This window comes from Sphingobacterium sp. BN32 (assembly GCF_030503615.1).
Classification (GTDB): Bacteria; Bacteroidota; Bacteroidia; order Sphingobacteriales; family Sphingobacteriaceae; genus Sphingobacterium.
The window spans coordinates 2,969,964-2,986,457 of sequence record NZ_CP129963.1 but is presented as its reverse complement, the minus strand read 5'-3'; the positions used below and the strand labels follow the sequence as shown (position 1 = coordinate 2,986,457).

The window sequence follows — 16,494 nt, the reverse complement described above, 5'->3', positions numbered from 1 at the left end:
ATCCCCAATTTAAGAAAAAGTTTATCTTTCTACGTTTTTTCTATAGGTATTTATGGCGTTGAACAAGTCGTTGACTATGGACTCTTGGCCAGCGGCCGACATCATGAAGCGTTCTTCGTCCGGATTAGAGATAAAGCCGATTTCGGTTAATACCGCCGGCATACCTGCTGTCGCTAACACGGCTAATGACTGCTCCTTCACGCCACGATCAACACGACTTGAGCCCGCAAATTGATCTTGCATATAAGATGCCAATCTGATGCTCTGCTCTCTAAATTTACGTTTCATTAACGAAAACACGATATAAGAAGAGGGGTCTTTCGGATCGAAGCCACCATAGTTCTGCTCATAGTTATCCTCCAATAGGATAGAGGCATTCTCACGGATCGCTACATCCTGATCGCCGGTACGGCTAAAACCTAGTACTAATGTTTCTGTACCTTTTGCCGAAGTATTCAGCACACTTTGTGTCACATAACGGCCTCTACTATTCTTCACGCGACGAGTGGAAGCACCTCCGGAGTTGCAGTGAATCGAGATGAATAAGTCAGCATGATGTTTATTGGCAAGTGCCGGGCGCTCGTATAATTTCGGGTAAACATCGGTAGTACGGGTATATACTACTTTAACACCAGGTAGTTCTTTCTGAATTTTCTTTCCAAGTTTCAGAGCAACCTGGAGTGCGATGTCTTTTTCTTTAGACTGTCTCCCTACGGCTCCGGAGTCATTGCCGCCATGCCCTGGGTCAAGCACTATTGTTTTTATCTTTTTGTTTCCGCCGTTTTGACCTTGTTCGTCGGCGGGTTTAAAACTTGCTAAGGCTAATACAACAAGACAAAGTGCCAATTGCATTCCCTTTGTCCAAAATTGATTGTTCTTGATTCTGTCTTTCAAAATAAACTTCTTGTTTTCTTTTTATGTTAAAAATTAACGCTGTGCGAGTGCTTCGTGTCCATGTTTATAACGTTTGATAGCATCTACCAAATTCGTTACGATTTGACCTTGTCCATACTCGGACAACATAAAATTTTCCTCATCAGGATTGGATATAAAGCCAATTTCAGTAAGGACCGCCGGCATGCTCGCGCCAGCTAAAACAGCTAGTGATAATTCTTGTACACCGCGATTTACACATCCTTTTGCAACATATTCATCCTGGAGATACGTCGCAAACTTAATGCTTTTTTCTCTATATGTTCTTTTTAATAGGGAGAAGATGATATAGGAAGATGGATCGTTAGGATCAAATCCGTTGTATTTTTCCTGATAATTGTCCTCCATTAAGATATCGGCGTTTTCCCGAGTTGCTACATCCGACTCACCGCGTTGCAATCTATTGTAACCACATACGAACGTCTCGGTGCCGTTGGCGCTAGGACGATAAATGGTACGGGTCGTATATCGGCCATTCTTGCCTTTTACGCGTTGGTCTGAGTTTGCAGAGTTACAGTGGATGGAGATGAACAAATCCGCGTGATTGCGGTTAGCGATGTTAGAGCGTTCGTGGAACGGAACATCGACATCGGTTTCCCGTGTTAATATAACCTTCACACCGGGGATATTCTTCTCAATGGAGTCTTTCAGTTTCTTGGAGACTTGCAATACGATATCTTTTTCAGCAGAAACTTTGCCATAAGCACCTGGAAGTTTACCGCCATGCCCTGGGTCAATAACGACTAATTTAAAAGATTTATTGTTTGTTTCCACAGTAGGGGCTACGTCGGACTTAGAATAACCCGAATAATTACCAATTAAAAATGAGGGAGCAGCAATACCGAGAATTGCTAGGACTACTTTGGTTGATTTCCTAAGATTCATCACTATTTTCAAATTATTATATCTATCAACGCGTTTCAAACTCACAAATTGTTAAATATGATTAAGATTGTCGAAAACCTCATATATGTAATAGATTTTTGACTATTTTTGCCATCAAGAGTTTAAAATTAGCACAAAAATAACATTCATAATTCATTTTGAAGGCTTTAAGTTGTTTTTTCCATATCCTGTTTTTCCTTTTAGCCGGAGTGGCCTCATTGCAGGCACAGGAAGAAACTTCATTGAGACGTCCTCGCGTTACACAAGATAGCACAAAAAAGCTACAAGATTCGACTTTATTAACAGTAGATAGTACGAAAAATAACTTCCGAGAGGTTACTGGTCAGGATACTGTCGTGATGCAGGATAGTTCGGGTTTAGAAACGACGGTTAGTATTGTAGCCAACGACTCGTCTTGGAACGAAGTAAGTAAGAATATTCTCCATCTTTTTAAAGGCGCGAAGGTTAAATATCAAGGCTTTGAATTAGCGGCTGATTATATCCGTTTGGACCGAAATACCAATGTGTTGTTTGCATCCGGTGTGGTCGATCATAACGGAAAATATGTGGGTAGACCGGTTGTGATTATGCCGGGCGAAGCGCCAATTGCAGTAGACTCCCTGTTGTATAACTACAAAAGTCAGATTCCGAAGACTTTCGGGGTGATGACGGAAGTCGATGGAGGCTTTATCCAAGCTCGTGAGGTGCGGAAGAATATTTACGACGAAACATCTATTTACCAAGGATTATACAGTACCTGTAATTTGCCATTTCCGCATACGCACTTTGGTATACAGATCACCAAAGGTGTGATCACCGATAAGCAGATTATCGCTGGACCTTCCTATCTAGTCGTTGAAAATATCCCATTAAAGTTCTTAGCCATTCCATTTGGCTTCTTCCCAAAACAAGATAAAAAGAGCTCTGGGTTCCTATTCCCTTCGTTTGGAGAGGATGCAGCACGAGGGTTCTCCATGCGCGACCTAGGTTGGTACCTCACGTTTAACGACTATTGGGATACGGAATTCCGTGGTAATTTATATTCTAAGGGATCTTGGGAAGCGAGCATGCGCACGCAATATTTAGTGAACTACAAGTTCAATGGTAACTTCGCGCTTCGCTACGGTTCTACAGTAACCGGGGTGGAAGGCACGCCAAATTTCGGAAGAAACAAAGACTTCAACGTCACTTGGAACCACACCCAACGTCAGGAAGCTAACCCGGGAACCTCCTTTACTGCTTCGGTAAACTTCGGTACGACCTCATATTTTAGAAATACAGCAGCGAACAGTACTTACGATATCAACCAGATTACTAATAACCGCATGGGGTCTTCCATCGCATACGGTAAAGTGTTTGCAGACGGTAAAGTGAATTTCACTTCCAGCTTACGCCATGAGCAGGATATGCGAAATGGGGATATACGTTTGGAGCTTCCTCAAATCAGCTTGAACGTTTCTACATTCAATCCATTTGATTCTAAAAACCGTATTGGCGAGCAGAAATGGTATCAACGCATCACCGTAGGATATAGCTTGCAAGGAAGAAACTATGTGAATACGAAAGACTCCCTTCTGTTTAAAGGGAATTTCTTAAGTCAGTTTACAAATGGTTTCCAACATAACATTCCTGTAAGTTTAAGCTTGAATGTGTTAAAGTATTTCCAGTTCAACACGTCAATGAACTACACCGAGCGCTGGTATTTCCAATCTGTCGAGAACAAATTATTAAACGAGGTCAACGGCTATTCAACGGTTAAAGATACCATCCAAGGCTTTAAACGTGCTTACGATTATTCTATTTCCAGTGGTTTGTCGACTAAGGTTTATGGTAATTTCAAGAGAGGGATTGGTAAGATTCAGTCCATGCGACATGTCATGACACCATCAATCAATGTCAACTACAGGCCAGATTTCGGAGCGGAGCGTTACGGTTTTTACAAGGATTTCATTGATGAGAACGGAGCTTATAGACGCTATTCTATCTTTGACAATGCGGTGTATGGAACGCCGTCTATGGGTAAGTCCATGGGTATCGGATTTTCTATCGATAATACCTTAGAAGCTAAGATACGCGACGATAAGGACTCGACGGGTAATGGTATCAAGAAAATTCCAATTATCCAAGGTTTGACCTTTAGTGGAAACTACAATGCTGTTGCCGACTCGCTGAAATTGTCACCTATCAGCTTCTCCGGAAGAACATCTCTTTTTGACCAAAAAATCAACATCAACTTCAACGGAAGTTTCGATCCGTATAGCTACGATAAATTCTCTGGACGACGTATCGACCGCTTTTCAGTGAAGGATGGAAAATTAGCACGTCTGACTAACTTTGGTCTGTCATTCGACTATAGCTTTAACCCTAAGGCTTCAAAGAGCAGGAATAATAATATCGACTCTCTGAGAAACAGCATGCCGGCGATGACCGACGAGCAGACACAGGCGCTAGCTCGCATCAGTACTGACCCGAATGCCTTTGTCGATTTCAATATTCCATGGAATCTGTCGGGTTCCTTCAGTTTCAATTATACATCCGTATTTGATCAGCTGACGAGGGAGATGAAACCGAACATCACCAGTACGGTCAACCTGCATGGTGATTTCAATATGACACCGAAGTGGAAGGTTCAGTTCAATACGGGCTTTGACTTTGTTCGTATGGAGTCTTCGATGTCGCAAATCAGTATTTATCGTGATCTCCATTGTTGGGATATGTCCGTTGGCTGGGTGCCATTTGGACGATATAAGAGTTTTAATGTGACGATCAGAGCCAAGGCTTCTATCCTTCAGGATTTGAAACTAACCAAGCGCAACAGTCACTTTACCTATTAACAAGCATATAAACCAATATGCCATGAAAGCAGAAATTATTACCATTGGTGATGAAATTTTGCTAGGGCAAATTGTCGATACCAATTCGGCATGGATGGCACAAGCCTTATTGTCCTTGCAAATCCAAATAGAGCAAATTACTTCCATTTCTGATCGCGAGGAGCATATCCTTGAAGCATTGCACAATGCTTCCCGGCGTGCTGATCTGATTATCTGTACAGGCGGATTAGGCCCCACAAAGGATGATGTTACGAAGATCACTGCTGCGAAATTTTTTAACAGCACTTTAGTTCGTGATGAGGCGGTCTTGGAGCATGTTCGCAGCATATTTGCGCGCATGAATCGCTCCATGCCCGACATCAACCTTGGACAGGCCGACGTTTTAGCAAATGGAGAAGTGTTGTTCAATGATTGGGGTACAGCTCCGGGCACTTGGGTGTCGCATGAGGGAAAAGTCTTCATTTTCTTACCGGGTGTACCATTCGAAATGAAGAATCTGATGACCCATCGTGTTTTACCGAAGCTTAAGGAATTCCATAGCGAGGAGAAAATTGCCATCCGCTATATCTTGACAGTGGGAATCGGCGAGTCGCATTTAGCAACACAGATTGCCGATATCGAAGCGTCTTTTCCAGCTCATCTGCATCTTGCTTATCTTCCTAAGATTGGCCTCGTGCGCTTGCGTGTTTCCGCTTGTGGAAGCGACTTAGACGCATTGGAGAAAGATGTAGACCAGTACGCTGATCTGCTTGCAAATCGAATTGGTGATGCGGTCGTAGCGCGTGCAGACTTGAGGTTTGAGGAGGTCATCGTGCGTGCATTTGTCGAGTCCAATTCGACGCTGTCTACAGCAGAGAGCTGTACTGGAGGCAATGTCGCCAAGCAGATTACCGAAGTCGCTGGCGCTAGCGACATGTTTATTGGAGGGGTTGTCGCTTATTCAAATCAGGTGAAAGAAGCTTTATTGCATGTGGAACATGCAACATTGGAAGCCCGTGGCGCGGTTAGCGAAGAGACCGCAATACAGATGGCAAAGGGTGTGCAAAAGCAATTAGGAACCACCTATGCGATTGCAACGACCGGAATTGCAGGGCCAGGTGGAGGCACTCCCGACAAACCTGTAGGAACTGTGTGGGTTGCTATCGCAGGGAAAACCGAAGTAAAAACAAAGCTGTTTCAATTCCATCAGGAGCGCGTATTAAACATCGAAAGAACGACCTCTCAAGCACTTCTGATGCTGTGGAATCTATTTCAAAAAGAAAAAGACATTTAACGAAATTATATTCCTAACATTTTTGATTACAAAATATTTAATTTTGTTCACTTGTTAGTTGAGTATTAATAATTAACTTAGTATTTCAAACAATCGAAATAAAAATAGATGGCTATTTATAAACTTTTACTCCCAAAAATGGGGGAAAGCGTATCTGAAGCTACGTTGACCAATTGGTTAAAACAAGTTGGAGATCAAATCAATGAAGATGACGCCGTTGCGGAAATTGCTACGGATAAAGTTGATTCTGAGGTTCCTTCGCCTGTATCAGGCAGATTGAAAGAGCGATTGTTCGAAGAGAATCAAGTAGTACAGGTAGGAGATGTGATCGCCTTGATAGAGGTGGATGGCGAGGATGAGGAGGATGCTCCCGAAACCCATCAGGTGGAAGAAAGAGTATCGACAGAGATTCCGCAGCCTACCGAAGATGAATTAGCGGAAGCTCATTCGGAAAGTGAAGAGCCTATACCCGGCATTGCCCAAGTTGAACAATCTAAAAACCATGATACCTCGCATAACGATCCTATACAACATGGAATCCGTTTCTATTCTCCATTAGTCAGAAATATTGCGCAGCACGAAGGGATTAGTCAATCCGAATTGGACACTATCCCAGGAACTGGTGCAGAAGGCCGTGTGACGAAAGAGGACGTATTGAAGTTTATTCAACAACGCTCGAATACAGGGCAAAGCCAAGATGCGTCGATGGAACACGCTAAGCCTGTGCAAGAAACTCCTGCAGCAGTAGAAGCAACAGCATCACAGACCATCAATACGCCGACTGCTCCAGCGCAGGTTGTGAAAGCTAGCAATGGCGATGAAATCATCGAGATGGATCGCATGCGCCGCTTGATATCCGACCATATGGTCAACAGTGTAAAAACTTCACCGCATGTTTTCTCAGTAGTAGAAGCAGACGTCACAGGACTAGTAAACTGGCGAAATAAAGTCAAAGATGAATACAAGAAGCGTGAGGGCGAAAATATTACTTTTACGCCGCTGATTATAGAAGCGATTGCTAAAGCGATCAAAGACTTCCCGATGATCAACGTCTCGGTGGATGGTTATAATATCATCCGAAAGAAGAATATCAATATCGGAATGGCGGCAGCACTTCCAACAGGAAACTTAATCGTTCCTGTGATCAAGAATGTTGACCAGTTGAGTTTGTCAGGAATCAGTCGTTCGGTAAACGATCTGGCGAACCGTGCGAGAGGAAATAAGTTGAAACCAGATGATACCCAAGGTGGAACATTCACCTTCACCAATATCGGTGCATTCGGAAATATCCTGGGCATGCCGATTATCAATCAGCCGCAAGCAGCCATCCTTGCCGTTGGAACGATCAAAAAGAAGCCGGCGGTTTTAGAAACTGAACAAGGCGATGTGATTGCAATCCGACATATGATGTATCTTTCCATGTCCTATGATCACCGTGTTATCGACGGAGCCTTAGGTGGGCAATTCATCCGAAGAGTAGCAGACTATCTAGAGAACTGGGATATTAACCGTGTGGTTTAGCATTAGATATTAGATCTTAGACATAAGATCTAAGAATATTAAAGGCGTCATGTAAGTGCTATTAAAAGTACTTTACATGACGCCTTTCTTATTCTGTGAAGTTGGTTTAACCCAAGTCCAAAGGATTAATGATTCAAGTTAATTAAGCTAGTTCTCATGTCCTTTTCACGCTTTCTAATAATATGTCTATAACGGAAGTATAATAGAATGGAAGAGGTCAACAATCCTAACGTTAGACCATACCAAATGCCTTTAACTCCAACGCCTGTTTTCACACCTAGGAAATAGGCTATCGGTAATCCGACAATCCAGTAGGCAAAGAATGTGATAAAAGTTGGTATATTGACATCGCCCATTCCACGCAGGATCCCTAATCCGACGACCTGCGTTCCATCGAATAGTTGGAACATCCCAGCGATGACCAGAAGCTGTGCAGCAAGTGCGATAACCTCTTGATCCTTGGAGATAATATACGGGAGATATTGATTGAATACAGCGAAAATAATAGCACAGACAACCATGAACACCAAAACCAAATGATAGGATACTGTTGCGAATTTTTCCAATCGGAAGAAGTTCTTGTTGCCATAACTATTCCCGACTTTAATTGTAGCTGCCGAGGCTATCCCGCTTGCCATCATATAGGTCATTGCAGCTAGCGTAATCGCCGTTTGGTGTGCCGCCTGCTCCAGCGCTCCAATCTTGCCGGCAATCAACGCAGCGCCAGCGAACGCTCCAATTTCAAAAACATATTGCATAGCTACTGGAGCTCCAATCTTTAGAATCTTTTTCATTCGCTCCGAATCGATAAAGCGAATAGAGAAATGTTGGATATAGCGTTTGAAATTGCTGGACTTCAATACATACCAGGCCATGACGATCATCATCAGAATGCGATCCACCAAAGTAGCTATACCAACACCGGCAACCCCCATAGGCTTAATGCCAAACATGCCTTTAACTAAAACAACCGCAAGGATTACGTTCAACACGTTTCCCCATATCGTGATGTTCATTGCCTGTTTTGTAAACCCGAGGCCCTCTGCAAACTGCTTGAAGGTGTTGAACATCATTAAGGGAAGGATAGATAAGCTCAATATGAGCAGGTATGGCTTCGCCGTTTCAACAACCAAAGGATCCTGATCTGCATGTTGCATAGCATACATGGAGCCGAAGTAGACAAACAAAAACAGTAAGATGGCTGAAATAAAGTTTAGCCAAAAACTATTCGACAATAATTTAGCACACTCCTGATCATTTGAACGACCGTTTTCTTGTGCGATAAGCGGAGTCAAGCCATAGGCTATACCCAATCCGATCACTAATACGACCATAAAGACAGAGTGTACTAATGAAACCGCGGCAAGTGAAATGGTGCCGGCAAATTGACCGACGATAATGGTGTCTGCGGTTTGTACGAGCGTGTGTCCTAGCTGCGAAATAACAACAGGGCCCGCTAATGCCATGCTGCTTAGGTAATACATTTTGTTGGCTTTGTACTTTTGGAACATATCTGCAAATAATAAGAACCGCAAAGTTACAAAGACTAATCGGGGAAAAATGTCTTGTTGAAGTTATCTTTTTGTATCAACAATAGAAGGCCCTTTTTTCTGAGTCGGCTAGGCGAGATTTCGAAACTGACCTAATTTGCATACGCACCTTGTTACATACGGGTTACTTTAAGCTACCTTTTTTAATTGAGCTAGAACGTCGATTTATGCTTTAATGCGATATTTTGGTAACTATCGTAGTTAATGTTCTACAATATTTTCAATGCCTCCCGTCTGTAGGTCCAAATCCGGTAGCAAAGCACCTAAGATTTGTACTTTTGCATTGTATTTGATCTCTAGCTATCGAATATACACAACACACTATTAATGAAATTTACGTCACTGAGAGATTTCACTAATTAATTTTTTATCTGCCTTTCTATAGAAAGCTTTTTCGAAAAGTTATAGCTGAACTCGCGCGTATTTTTCCTTTTAAACTATTAAGTAAAAATGAAAAACACTTACCTAACTCCTGTTATCCGGATGACATACGTCGAGATGGAATCGGATATCGCTGCTGGCTCAGCTGTAATTCGCCCCGAAAGAAACGACCAAGTGGTTCAAGAAGAATGGATGAAAGACGATGATGTTGTCAAAGATCTAGACTGGTAATTCGATCACACTAAAACAGGAAAACATGAATAATATAAATAAAGCACTATTTCTAAGCGTTATTGCTTTTTTAGCCTTAGCTAGTTCATCGTGTCAGAAAGAAGTAATCAACGATAAGATCGAACCAGGGAAAGCATATATAGAACTTAATTTGGCCGAAGACTTTCTAGCAGGTGATGATTCTCAATTCGAAACTAAAGCCAGTACAAGAGCTACAGCCATTAATCCGATCGTCAGCGATACGAGCATGAAGTATGGAGAACACATGCTTGATGTACAATTAATCGATTCGAAATTAGAAGACATGAAGCTAAATCGTCCAGGTTCCGGAAGTGGAGGTGGATTGAAAGCAGCAGCAGTTTCTCAAGTTAATAGAATTGCGATCGGAACACGTTATCGGATGATCGCCTTTGATAGCAATGGAAACTACGTTGCAGAAAGGGTTTATACTCATGGGAGCGAAGCTACCCAAGATAGCATGAAGTTAGATGCTGGCAAAACCTACAGTTTTATTGTCTACTCTTTCGGTAGCACCACGACTGATCCAGCCGCCGTAACTTATTTGAACAATGTTAAAAAGCTCGACAATGTGCAGTTAACCGGGGTTACCCAAGACCTCATGGTTTACATGTTGAAAAACAAAGCTTTGGTCTACGGGACAAATCGACTTGATGTTGTTATGAAGCATAAGTTCAGCTTGATCACAACAACAATTGAAATGTCCAGTAATATGAATGGTTTTATCAATAAGCTAAACGACGTGAAGTTCAATGGTGTGAGCAGCAGCGCGAATTATACTTTTGCAACCGAAAATATTACTTATAATAACCTTGGGAATGGCATAGCTCAAGTTACTTTCCCTTCTTTGGGGACCGGACTCAGAAAGGTAACTAGCGTACCGACCTTGGTGATCCACGAAACAGCAACCGATAAGACACTGTCGTTTGGTACATTGGGAATGGACGACGTGGCTAAAGCCTATAGCGTTCCGAATATCAAAGTAACTCCGGGGCATAAGTACAACTTGATCTTGAGATTTAGAACTTGTACACAGGAAGTAAAATTAGCAGATGATGTTCTGAACTGGAATTATAGGGAAAATGGCAATCAAACTGGCGTTATCGGTCCTGACGGTCAGACGATTCCTAACGGTCAATTGCTGACAAAAGCTTTTACAGCTCCGGCTTCTGACTACGGTTTCACCTTTGACTTTTTCCAATTGGATAACGCATTCAACATGAAGATCAATGATCAGTGGATGGTTATCGATCCAGACGAAGGGCAGATTCAATTCCAGACTTATAATAACACTGCAAACAATGAAGGTATTATTACAAGAAATATTGAATTTATCGACGGCTCGGAATATTCCGACAGGAGTGATCAGATAAACAAATGGGGCATCCCACCGATTTGGGATTTGAGGGGAACAAATACTAACCCTATCATCCGTGTTTCGATCAGTAAAACCGGTGCAATTTCGATTTTGGGAAGCAAAACGAGTGGAGGGCCATTGGTGCAGTTACGATTAAGAAACAAAGCTAGTTTTAACTCGGCTGTTGTTTGGAACACTGCAGGAACCAACAAAATCGAAATCACCCAGAAAGTCTCCAACAACACGATCGTTATCGGTCGTGGATATGGTAAGGCGAAGATTGCTTGTCCATAACAAAAACTGAAACTTGAAATATGAATTTAGACAGCCTCCTCAACGGGAGGCTGTCTCTATTTACAACCCTTATTTTACTCTTGCTTTTACCTTCCTTAAGTTGTTTTTGTTTCGAAATAATTACAGTGACATATTGATATAAAACGATAATAAACTTACCTTAGCTTTCTACTATAAAAAGGAATGGCAATGAATTTAGCGTTTTTAAACATAGGTACTCAGGAGATGATGTTAATCATTTTGGTTGCCTTGTTGTTGTTTGGAGGTAAGAAATTACCAGAGTTAGCTAGGGGATTGGGACGTGGAATCCGTGAGTTTAAAGATGCCTCAGAAGGGATTAAGCGCGAAATATCCGATCAGATCAATAACTTTGAAAAAGAGATAGAGGATGTTAAAGCTGATATAGAGAAGGAGCCTGAAACGCGCGTTGCGGAGCAGCAGCCTGTGGAGAGCAGCGAGGTAACGGGAGAGAACGGCGAGGAACTAGCAAAGAACGAGAAGAAAGCACCTCAATTTACAGCACCGTCGGGTACATACGAACATCAGCCTTATCAAACTCCTACAGCAGATGATTATTACAGCTATGGTTATAATGATCATTTTGCAAATAATGATAGTCCTGAAACACCTGCTGATGAGGCTTCAGAGACGAATACAGCGGAAACTCCTTCCACTGAGAATAACCCTTCGAAAGAAGAGCCCACAAAAAATGCCTAACAATATTATTTTATTATATGCCTAAGCTGTTGATATCCTTCAACAGCTTTGTTTTTCATTTTAATTTTTATGATGACATCACACGAAATGATCGTTTCGCAAGAATTATCTCTTGCTGAGAAACAAGTTCGTACAACAATCGCACTATTGGATGAGGGCGCGACCATCCCGTTTATTTCTCGTTACAGAAAAGAGTTGACGGGTAGTCTAGATGAGGTGCAGATTACTGCGATTCGCGATCGTATTCAACAGCTGCGCGATTTAGATAAGCGCAAGGAAGCTGTCTTGAAATCAATTACCGATCAAGGCAAGCTTACGCCTGCCTTAGAAGAACAGATTAAAGCCGCCGAAACCATGGCAATATTGGAGGATATTTACCTACCATACAAGCCTAAGCGCAAAACACGTGCTTCCGTTGCGCGTGAAAAAGGATTAGCCCCGCTAGCGGAGCTCCTTTTAGCACAAAATAACATCGATGTAGAACATGAAGCGGCTGCTTACTTGGATGAAGAGAAAGGTGTTTCTTCTTTAGAGGAAGCATTGGCGGGTGCAAGAGACATCATTGCAGAACAAATAGCAGAGGATGCCGAGGTCAGAGCAAATACACGTCAGGTATTCTTGAATAAAGGGGAATTCGTTTCGCGCGTGGTTCCAGGCAAAGAAGAAGCAGCATTGAAGTTCAAAGACTATTACGAATGGTCGGAATCTTTAAAGGATGCTCCTTCACATCGTGTATTGGCGATGCGACGTGGCGAGAAAGAAGAATTGCTATACCTGGATATTGAAGTTGCTGAGGAAAATGTACTTCCTAAAATTGCGAAGCAATTTATAAAAGGAAATAACGAAGCATCAAAGCAAGTCGAACTAGCGATGATGGATAGCTACAAGCGTCTGCTGAAACCATCTATGGAAACGGAGATTCGCGTATTGACAAGACAGAAGGCTGATGAGGAAGCAATTAAAGTGTTTGCCGATAATGTACGCCAGCTGTTATTAGCGGCTCCGCTGGGTCAAAAACGCTTATTAGCTTTAGATCCTGGATTCCGCACAGGTTGTAAGACCGTAGTTTTAGACGCTCAGGGCAATCTTTTAGAAAATACAGCAGTATATCCACATAGCGGAGCAAACGCTGCCCTGGAAGCTGAAAAGACGATCAAACACTTAGTTTCCAAGTACGATGTAGAAGCGATTGCTATTGGTAATGGTACGGCAGGTCGCGAAACGGAAGATTTTGTCCGCAAGATGAAGTTAGCCAACGTGGTCATTGTGATGGTCAATGAAAGTGGTGCATCGATATACTCCGCATCTGAAACAGCACGTGAGGAGTTCCCGGATCAGGATGTTACGGTGCGTGGTGCAGTATCGATCGGAAGACGCCTGATGGATCCTTTGGCAGAACTGGTAAAGATCGATCCTAAGTCTATAGGAGTTGGTCAATACCAGCATGATGTCGATCAGAACAAGCTGCAATCGGCATTGGACGACACGGTGATCTCCTGTGTGAATGCCGTTGGTGTCGAATTAAATACAGCTTCTAAGCAAATCCTATCTTATATTTCTGGCTTGGGACCAGCACTGGCACAGCAGATTGTTAACTTCCGCAAAGAGAACGGGCCATTTACTTCGCGCAGAGAATTGAAGAAGGTTCCACGTTTAGGAGATAAGGCTTTTGAACAAGCAGCAGGATTCCTGCGCATCAGAAATGCCGCGCATCCTTTAGACGCTTCAGCCGTTCACCCGGAGCGCTACGCACTGGTAGAACAAATGGCGAAAGATCTGAATGTTTCCATCCCGGAACTAATGAAGGATGAAAAGCTGAGAAAAAGCTTAGACCTAAAGAAATACATGAGCGATGAGGTTGGCTTACCAACGTTAAATGATATCCTTGCCGAATTAGCTAAACCGGGACTGGATCCACGTGAGCAGTTCGAAGCGTTCTCCTTTACCGAAGGGGTAAATAGTGTAAGTGATTTACGCGTTGGAATGAAACTTCCGGGAATCGTAACGAACATTACCAACTTCGGAGCATTCGTCGATATCGGTGTGCACCAAGATGGATTGGTACACTTAAGTCAGCTTGCAAATCACTTTGTAAGCGATCCGCATGAAGTGGTAAAAGTGCAGCAAGCCGTTATGGTGACTGTTACAGAGGTTGATGAAAAACGTAATCGCATCAGCTTGACTATGAAAACGGAAGAGAAAGCGCCTAGAAAACGTAACGAAAGAAAAGAAAGCCGTGCGCCGGAAACGGATATGGCAAGTAAACTGGCAGCGTTGGCTAGTAAGTTTAAGTAGACATTAGATATTAGATTTTAGATATAAGAGCGCGATAGGCATGCTCTTTTTTTTGTTGTGAGAGATGCTCTTGGTTTTTAGGTTTGAAGTGTTTCGGAGAGGAACCTTGTATTTAAACCATAACAACGACAAAGGCCAGGATAATCTTCCTGGCCTTTAAATCTTTATAATTAGAAATTATCTTATTGCATTTGCGATTACATCGCTTCTGCTACAACTTCTTCTACTTCTGGAACCATGCGTTTCAACAAACCTTCGATACCGGCTTTCAATGTAATTGTAGAGGAAGGACAGCCTGAGCATGATCCTCTTAATTCTACCGTTACGATACCATTCTCGAATGCTTTGTAAGCGATCGCTCCACCGTCTTGTTCTACTGCCGGGCGAACGTAGTCATGCAATACTTGTTGTATCTTCACTTCAACGTCCGATCCTTCGAAAACGACATCCTCAGAATGCTCTTCTGGCTTTACTGCCAATTCTGACTCCACAGCACCCTTCACAAATTCTTTTAATAAGGCTTCGATATCCGACCATTCCGCATCGTCAGTCTTTGTAACTGTTACGAAGTTGCTCGCGAAGAATACGCCATTTACGAAGTTGAACTTAAATAACTCACGTGCAAATGCCGACTCCTGCGCCTTCTCTCTATCCGGGTAATCTAAGCTTCCGTTGATTAAAAGCTTGTTCACCAAAAACTTCATCGTTGATGGGTTCGGCGTGCTCTCTGTATATACATTTATTGTTGCCATGTTGTAATCGTTCTAAATAATGGACAAATATAAGTCATTCCTCAAATGACAGCGTCATTACTGCGTAAAAGCTTATAACTGTACGCCGGTGTAATTGCTTGGAGAAATTGCCTTGATCTCCGCTTTGATTTCCTCTGAAACATTCAAGTTGTCTACAAATTCAGCAATCGTCGCTTGAGTAACATGCGTGTTTGTACGCGTCAAATCTTTCAATGCTTCGTATGGTTTTGGATAACCCTCACGACGTAAAATCGTTTGGATAGCCTCTGCTACCACCGCCCAATTATTCTCTAAATCTGCTTTGAATGCCGCTTCATTCAAAATCAATTTGCGCAATCCGCGTAAGGTAGATTTGAAAGCAATCAACGTATGTGCGAATGGTACGCCGATATTACGCAATACCGTAGAGTCTGTCAAATCGCGTTGAAGTCTCGAAATAGGAAGCTTAGCTGCTAAATGCTCGAAAATTGCATTAGCAATACCCAAATTACCTTCAGCATTTTCAAAGTCGATTGGGTTTACTTTATGTGGCATCGCTGATGAACCAATTTGTCCAGCGGTAATCTTTTGCTTAAAGTAGTCCATCGAAATGTAGGTCCAGATATCACGACATAGGTCGATGATGATATTGTTGATGCGTTTCAAGCTGTCGCAGCTTGCCGCAAAGTTATCATAGTGCTCAATCTGCGTCGTTGTTTGCGAGCGGCTTAAACCTAGCTTCTCATTCACGAAGTTATTTCCAAAAGCAACCCAGTCATTTGCCGGATATGCCACATGATGCGCATTGAAGTTACCCGTAGCGCCACCAAATTTAGCGGAGTAAGGAACCTGTGCTAATAAATCTAACTGTCTTTCGATACGCTCGATAAATACCTTGATCTCTTTTCCTAAACGGGTAGGAGAGGCCGGCTGACCATGCGTGCGTGCCAACATGGACACCTCGTTCCATTCTGCAGACAAGGATTTCAGTTCGCCTAGCAATTCATTGATGCCTGGCGTGTACACTTGTTGAATAGCCTCTTTCCATGATAATGGAATAGCTGTATTGTTGATGTCTTGTGATGTCAGCCCGAAGTGGATGAATTCTAAAGAGTCAGTAAGACCTAATTTCTCAAATTCATTTTTCAAAAAATACTCCACGGCTTTCACATCGTGGTTGGTTACTTTTTCGGTATCTTTTATCCATTGTGCATTCTCCTCAGTGAAGTTGCGGTATATATCACGCAATTTATCGTTCAAAGAACCATCGAAATGTGCTAACTGTGGAATCCCTGATTCTGACAAAGCGATAAAATATTCAACTTCTACCAATACACGATACTTGATCAGTGCGAACTCCGAAAAGTAATTAGCAAGTTCTTTCGTGCTATTGTAGTACCTCCCGTCGATAGGTGTAACGGCAGTTAAGGATGATAATGTCATGGTATAAAATCTTTTGTGAGGCAAAAATAAG

12 protein-coding genes are annotated in these 16,494 nt (G+C 42.5%); 7 read left to right on the top strand and 5 right to left on the bottom strand.

The genetic code is table 11. From position 1 onward, the window contains the following. Positions 1-21: 21 nt before the first annotated feature. Together QYC40_RS12610 and QYC40_RS12605 are read right to left on the bottom strand one after the other, a co-directional pair. The gene (locus tag QYC40_RS12610; protein WP_301990518.1) at positions 22-894 is read right to left on the bottom strand and encodes an N-acetylmuramoyl-L-alanine amidase; all 873 of its coding nucleotides are present in this window, start codon (positions 892-894) and stop codon (positions 22-24) included. A 33-nt stretch (positions 895-927) separates the two neighbouring features. Next, entirely contained in the window at positions 928-1,818 is an 891-nt protein-coding gene (locus QYC40_RS12605) for an N-acetylmuramoyl-L-alanine amidase (RefSeq protein WP_301990517.1), read from the bottom strand. Positions 1,819-1,976: 158 nt separating this feature from the next. On the opposite strand from QYC40_RS12605, the gene QYC40_RS12600 reads away from it, so the two are divergent. From QYC40_RS12600 to QYC40_RS12590, 3 genes are all read left to right on the top strand, one after another. Then, positions 1,977-4,652: a putative LPS assembly protein LptD gene (locus tag QYC40_RS12600; protein WP_301990516.1), complete on the top strand. Its 2,676-nt coding sequence runs from the start codon at positions 1,977-1,979 to the stop codon at positions 4,650-4,652. 22 nt (positions 4,653-4,674) lie between these two features. Then, positions 4,675-5,925: a competence/damage-inducible protein A gene (locus tag QYC40_RS12595; RefSeq protein WP_301990515.1), complete on the top strand. Its 1,251-nt coding sequence runs from the start codon at positions 4,675-4,677 to the stop codon at positions 5,923-5,925. Between the two features lie 108 nt (positions 5,926-6,033). Beyond that, positions 6,034-7,446 (top strand): dihydrolipoamide acetyltransferase family protein, encoded by a 1,413-nt coding sequence (locus tag QYC40_RS12590; protein ID WP_301990514.1) that lies wholly within the window; start codon positions 6,034-6,036, stop codon positions 7,444-7,446. A 125-nt stretch (positions 7,447-7,571) separates the two neighbouring features. Here the strand turns inward: QYC40_RS12590 and QYC40_RS12585 are convergent, their stop codons facing one another. Next, positions 7,572-8,957 carry an MATE family efflux transporter gene (locus tag QYC40_RS12585; protein WP_301990513.1) on the bottom strand — a complete coding sequence of 462 codons (1,386 nt, stop codon included), beginning with the start codon at positions 8,955-8,957 and terminating at the stop codon, positions 7,572-7,574. A gap of 489 nt (positions 8,958-9,446) precedes the next feature. Between QYC40_RS12585 and QYC40_RS12580 the strand changes: the two genes are divergently transcribed. The 4 genes from QYC40_RS12580 to QYC40_RS12565 all read left to right on the top strand — a co-directional run bounded on the left by QYC40_RS12580 (position 9,447) and on the right by QYC40_RS12565 (position 14,289). Beyond that, positions 9,447-9,608 carry a hypothetical protein gene (locus QYC40_RS12580; RefSeq protein WP_301990512.1) on the top strand — a complete coding sequence of 54 codons (162 nt, stop codon included), beginning with the start codon at positions 9,447-9,449 and terminating at the stop codon, positions 9,606-9,608. 25 nt (positions 9,609-9,633) lie between these two features. Next, positions 9,634-11,277, top strand: coding sequence for a hypothetical protein (locus QYC40_RS12575; RefSeq protein WP_301990511.1), 1,644 nt, complete (start codon positions 9,634-9,636; stop codon positions 11,275-11,277). Positions 11,278-11,460: 183 nt separating this feature from the next. Beyond that, positions 11,461-11,994: a twin-arginine translocase TatA/TatE family subunit gene (locus QYC40_RS12570; RefSeq protein ID WP_301990510.1), complete on the top strand. Its 534-nt coding sequence runs from the start codon at positions 11,461-11,463 to the stop codon at positions 11,992-11,994. Between the two features lie 72 nt (positions 11,995-12,066). Next, entirely contained in the window at positions 12,067-14,289 is a 2,223-nt protein-coding gene (locus QYC40_RS12565) for a Tex family protein (RefSeq protein ID WP_301993709.1), read from the top strand. A 197-nt stretch (positions 14,290-14,486) separates the two neighbouring features. Here QYC40_RS12565 and QYC40_RS12560 read toward each other — a convergent pair whose 3' ends face one another. Continuing rightward, entirely contained in the window at positions 14,487-15,041 is a 555-nt protein-coding gene (locus QYC40_RS12560) for a NifU family protein (RefSeq protein ID WP_301990509.1), read from the bottom strand. Between the two features lie 72 nt (positions 15,042-15,113). Further along, positions 15,114-16,463 (bottom strand): adenylosuccinate lyase, encoded by a 1,350-nt coding sequence (gene purB, locus QYC40_RS12555; protein ID WP_301990508.1) that lies wholly within the window; start codon positions 16,461-16,463, stop codon positions 15,114-15,116. Positions 16,464-16,494: the final 31 nt, after the last annotated feature.

What these genes read in the sequence shown, in the direction of transcription:
- QYC40_RS12595 (WP_301990515.1), top strand. Translation starts at nt 4,675, where the DNA reads ATGAAAGCAGAAATTATTACCATTGGTGATGAAATTTTGCTAGGGCAA.
- QYC40_RS12560 (WP_301990509.1), bottom strand. Translation starts at nt 15,041, where the DNA reads ATGGCAACAATAAATGTATATACAGAGAGCACGCCGAACCCATCAACG.
- QYC40_RS12565 (WP_301993709.1), top strand. Translation starts at nt 12,067, where the DNA reads ATGACATCACACGAAATGATCGTTTCGCAAGAATTATCTCTTGCTGAG.
- QYC40_RS12575 (WP_301990511.1), top strand. Translation starts at nt 9,634, where the DNA reads ATGAATAATATAAATAAAGCACTATTTCTAAGCGTTATTGCTTTTTTA.
- purB (WP_301990508.1), bottom strand. Translation starts at nt 16,463, where the DNA reads ATGACATTATCATCCTTAACTGCCGTTACACCTATCGACGGGAGGTAC.
- QYC40_RS12590 (WP_301990514.1), top strand. Translation starts at nt 6,034, where the DNA reads ATGGCTATTTATAAACTTTTACTCCCAAAAATGGGGGAAAGCGTATCT.
- QYC40_RS12570 (WP_301990510.1), top strand. Translation starts at nt 11,461, where the DNA reads ATGGCAATGAATTTAGCGTTTTTAAACATAGGTACTCAGGAGATGATG.
- QYC40_RS12580 (WP_301990512.1), top strand. Translation starts at nt 9,447, where the DNA reads ATGAAAAACACTTACCTAACTCCTGTTATCCGGATGACATACGTCGAG.
- QYC40_RS12605 (WP_301990517.1), bottom strand. Translation starts at nt 1,818, where the DNA reads ATGAATCTTAGGAAATCAACCAAAGTAGTCCTAGCAATTCTCGGTATT.
- QYC40_RS12585 (WP_301990513.1), bottom strand. Translation starts at nt 8,957, where the DNA reads ATGTTCCAAAAGTACAAAGCCAACAAAATGTATTACCTAAGCAGCATG.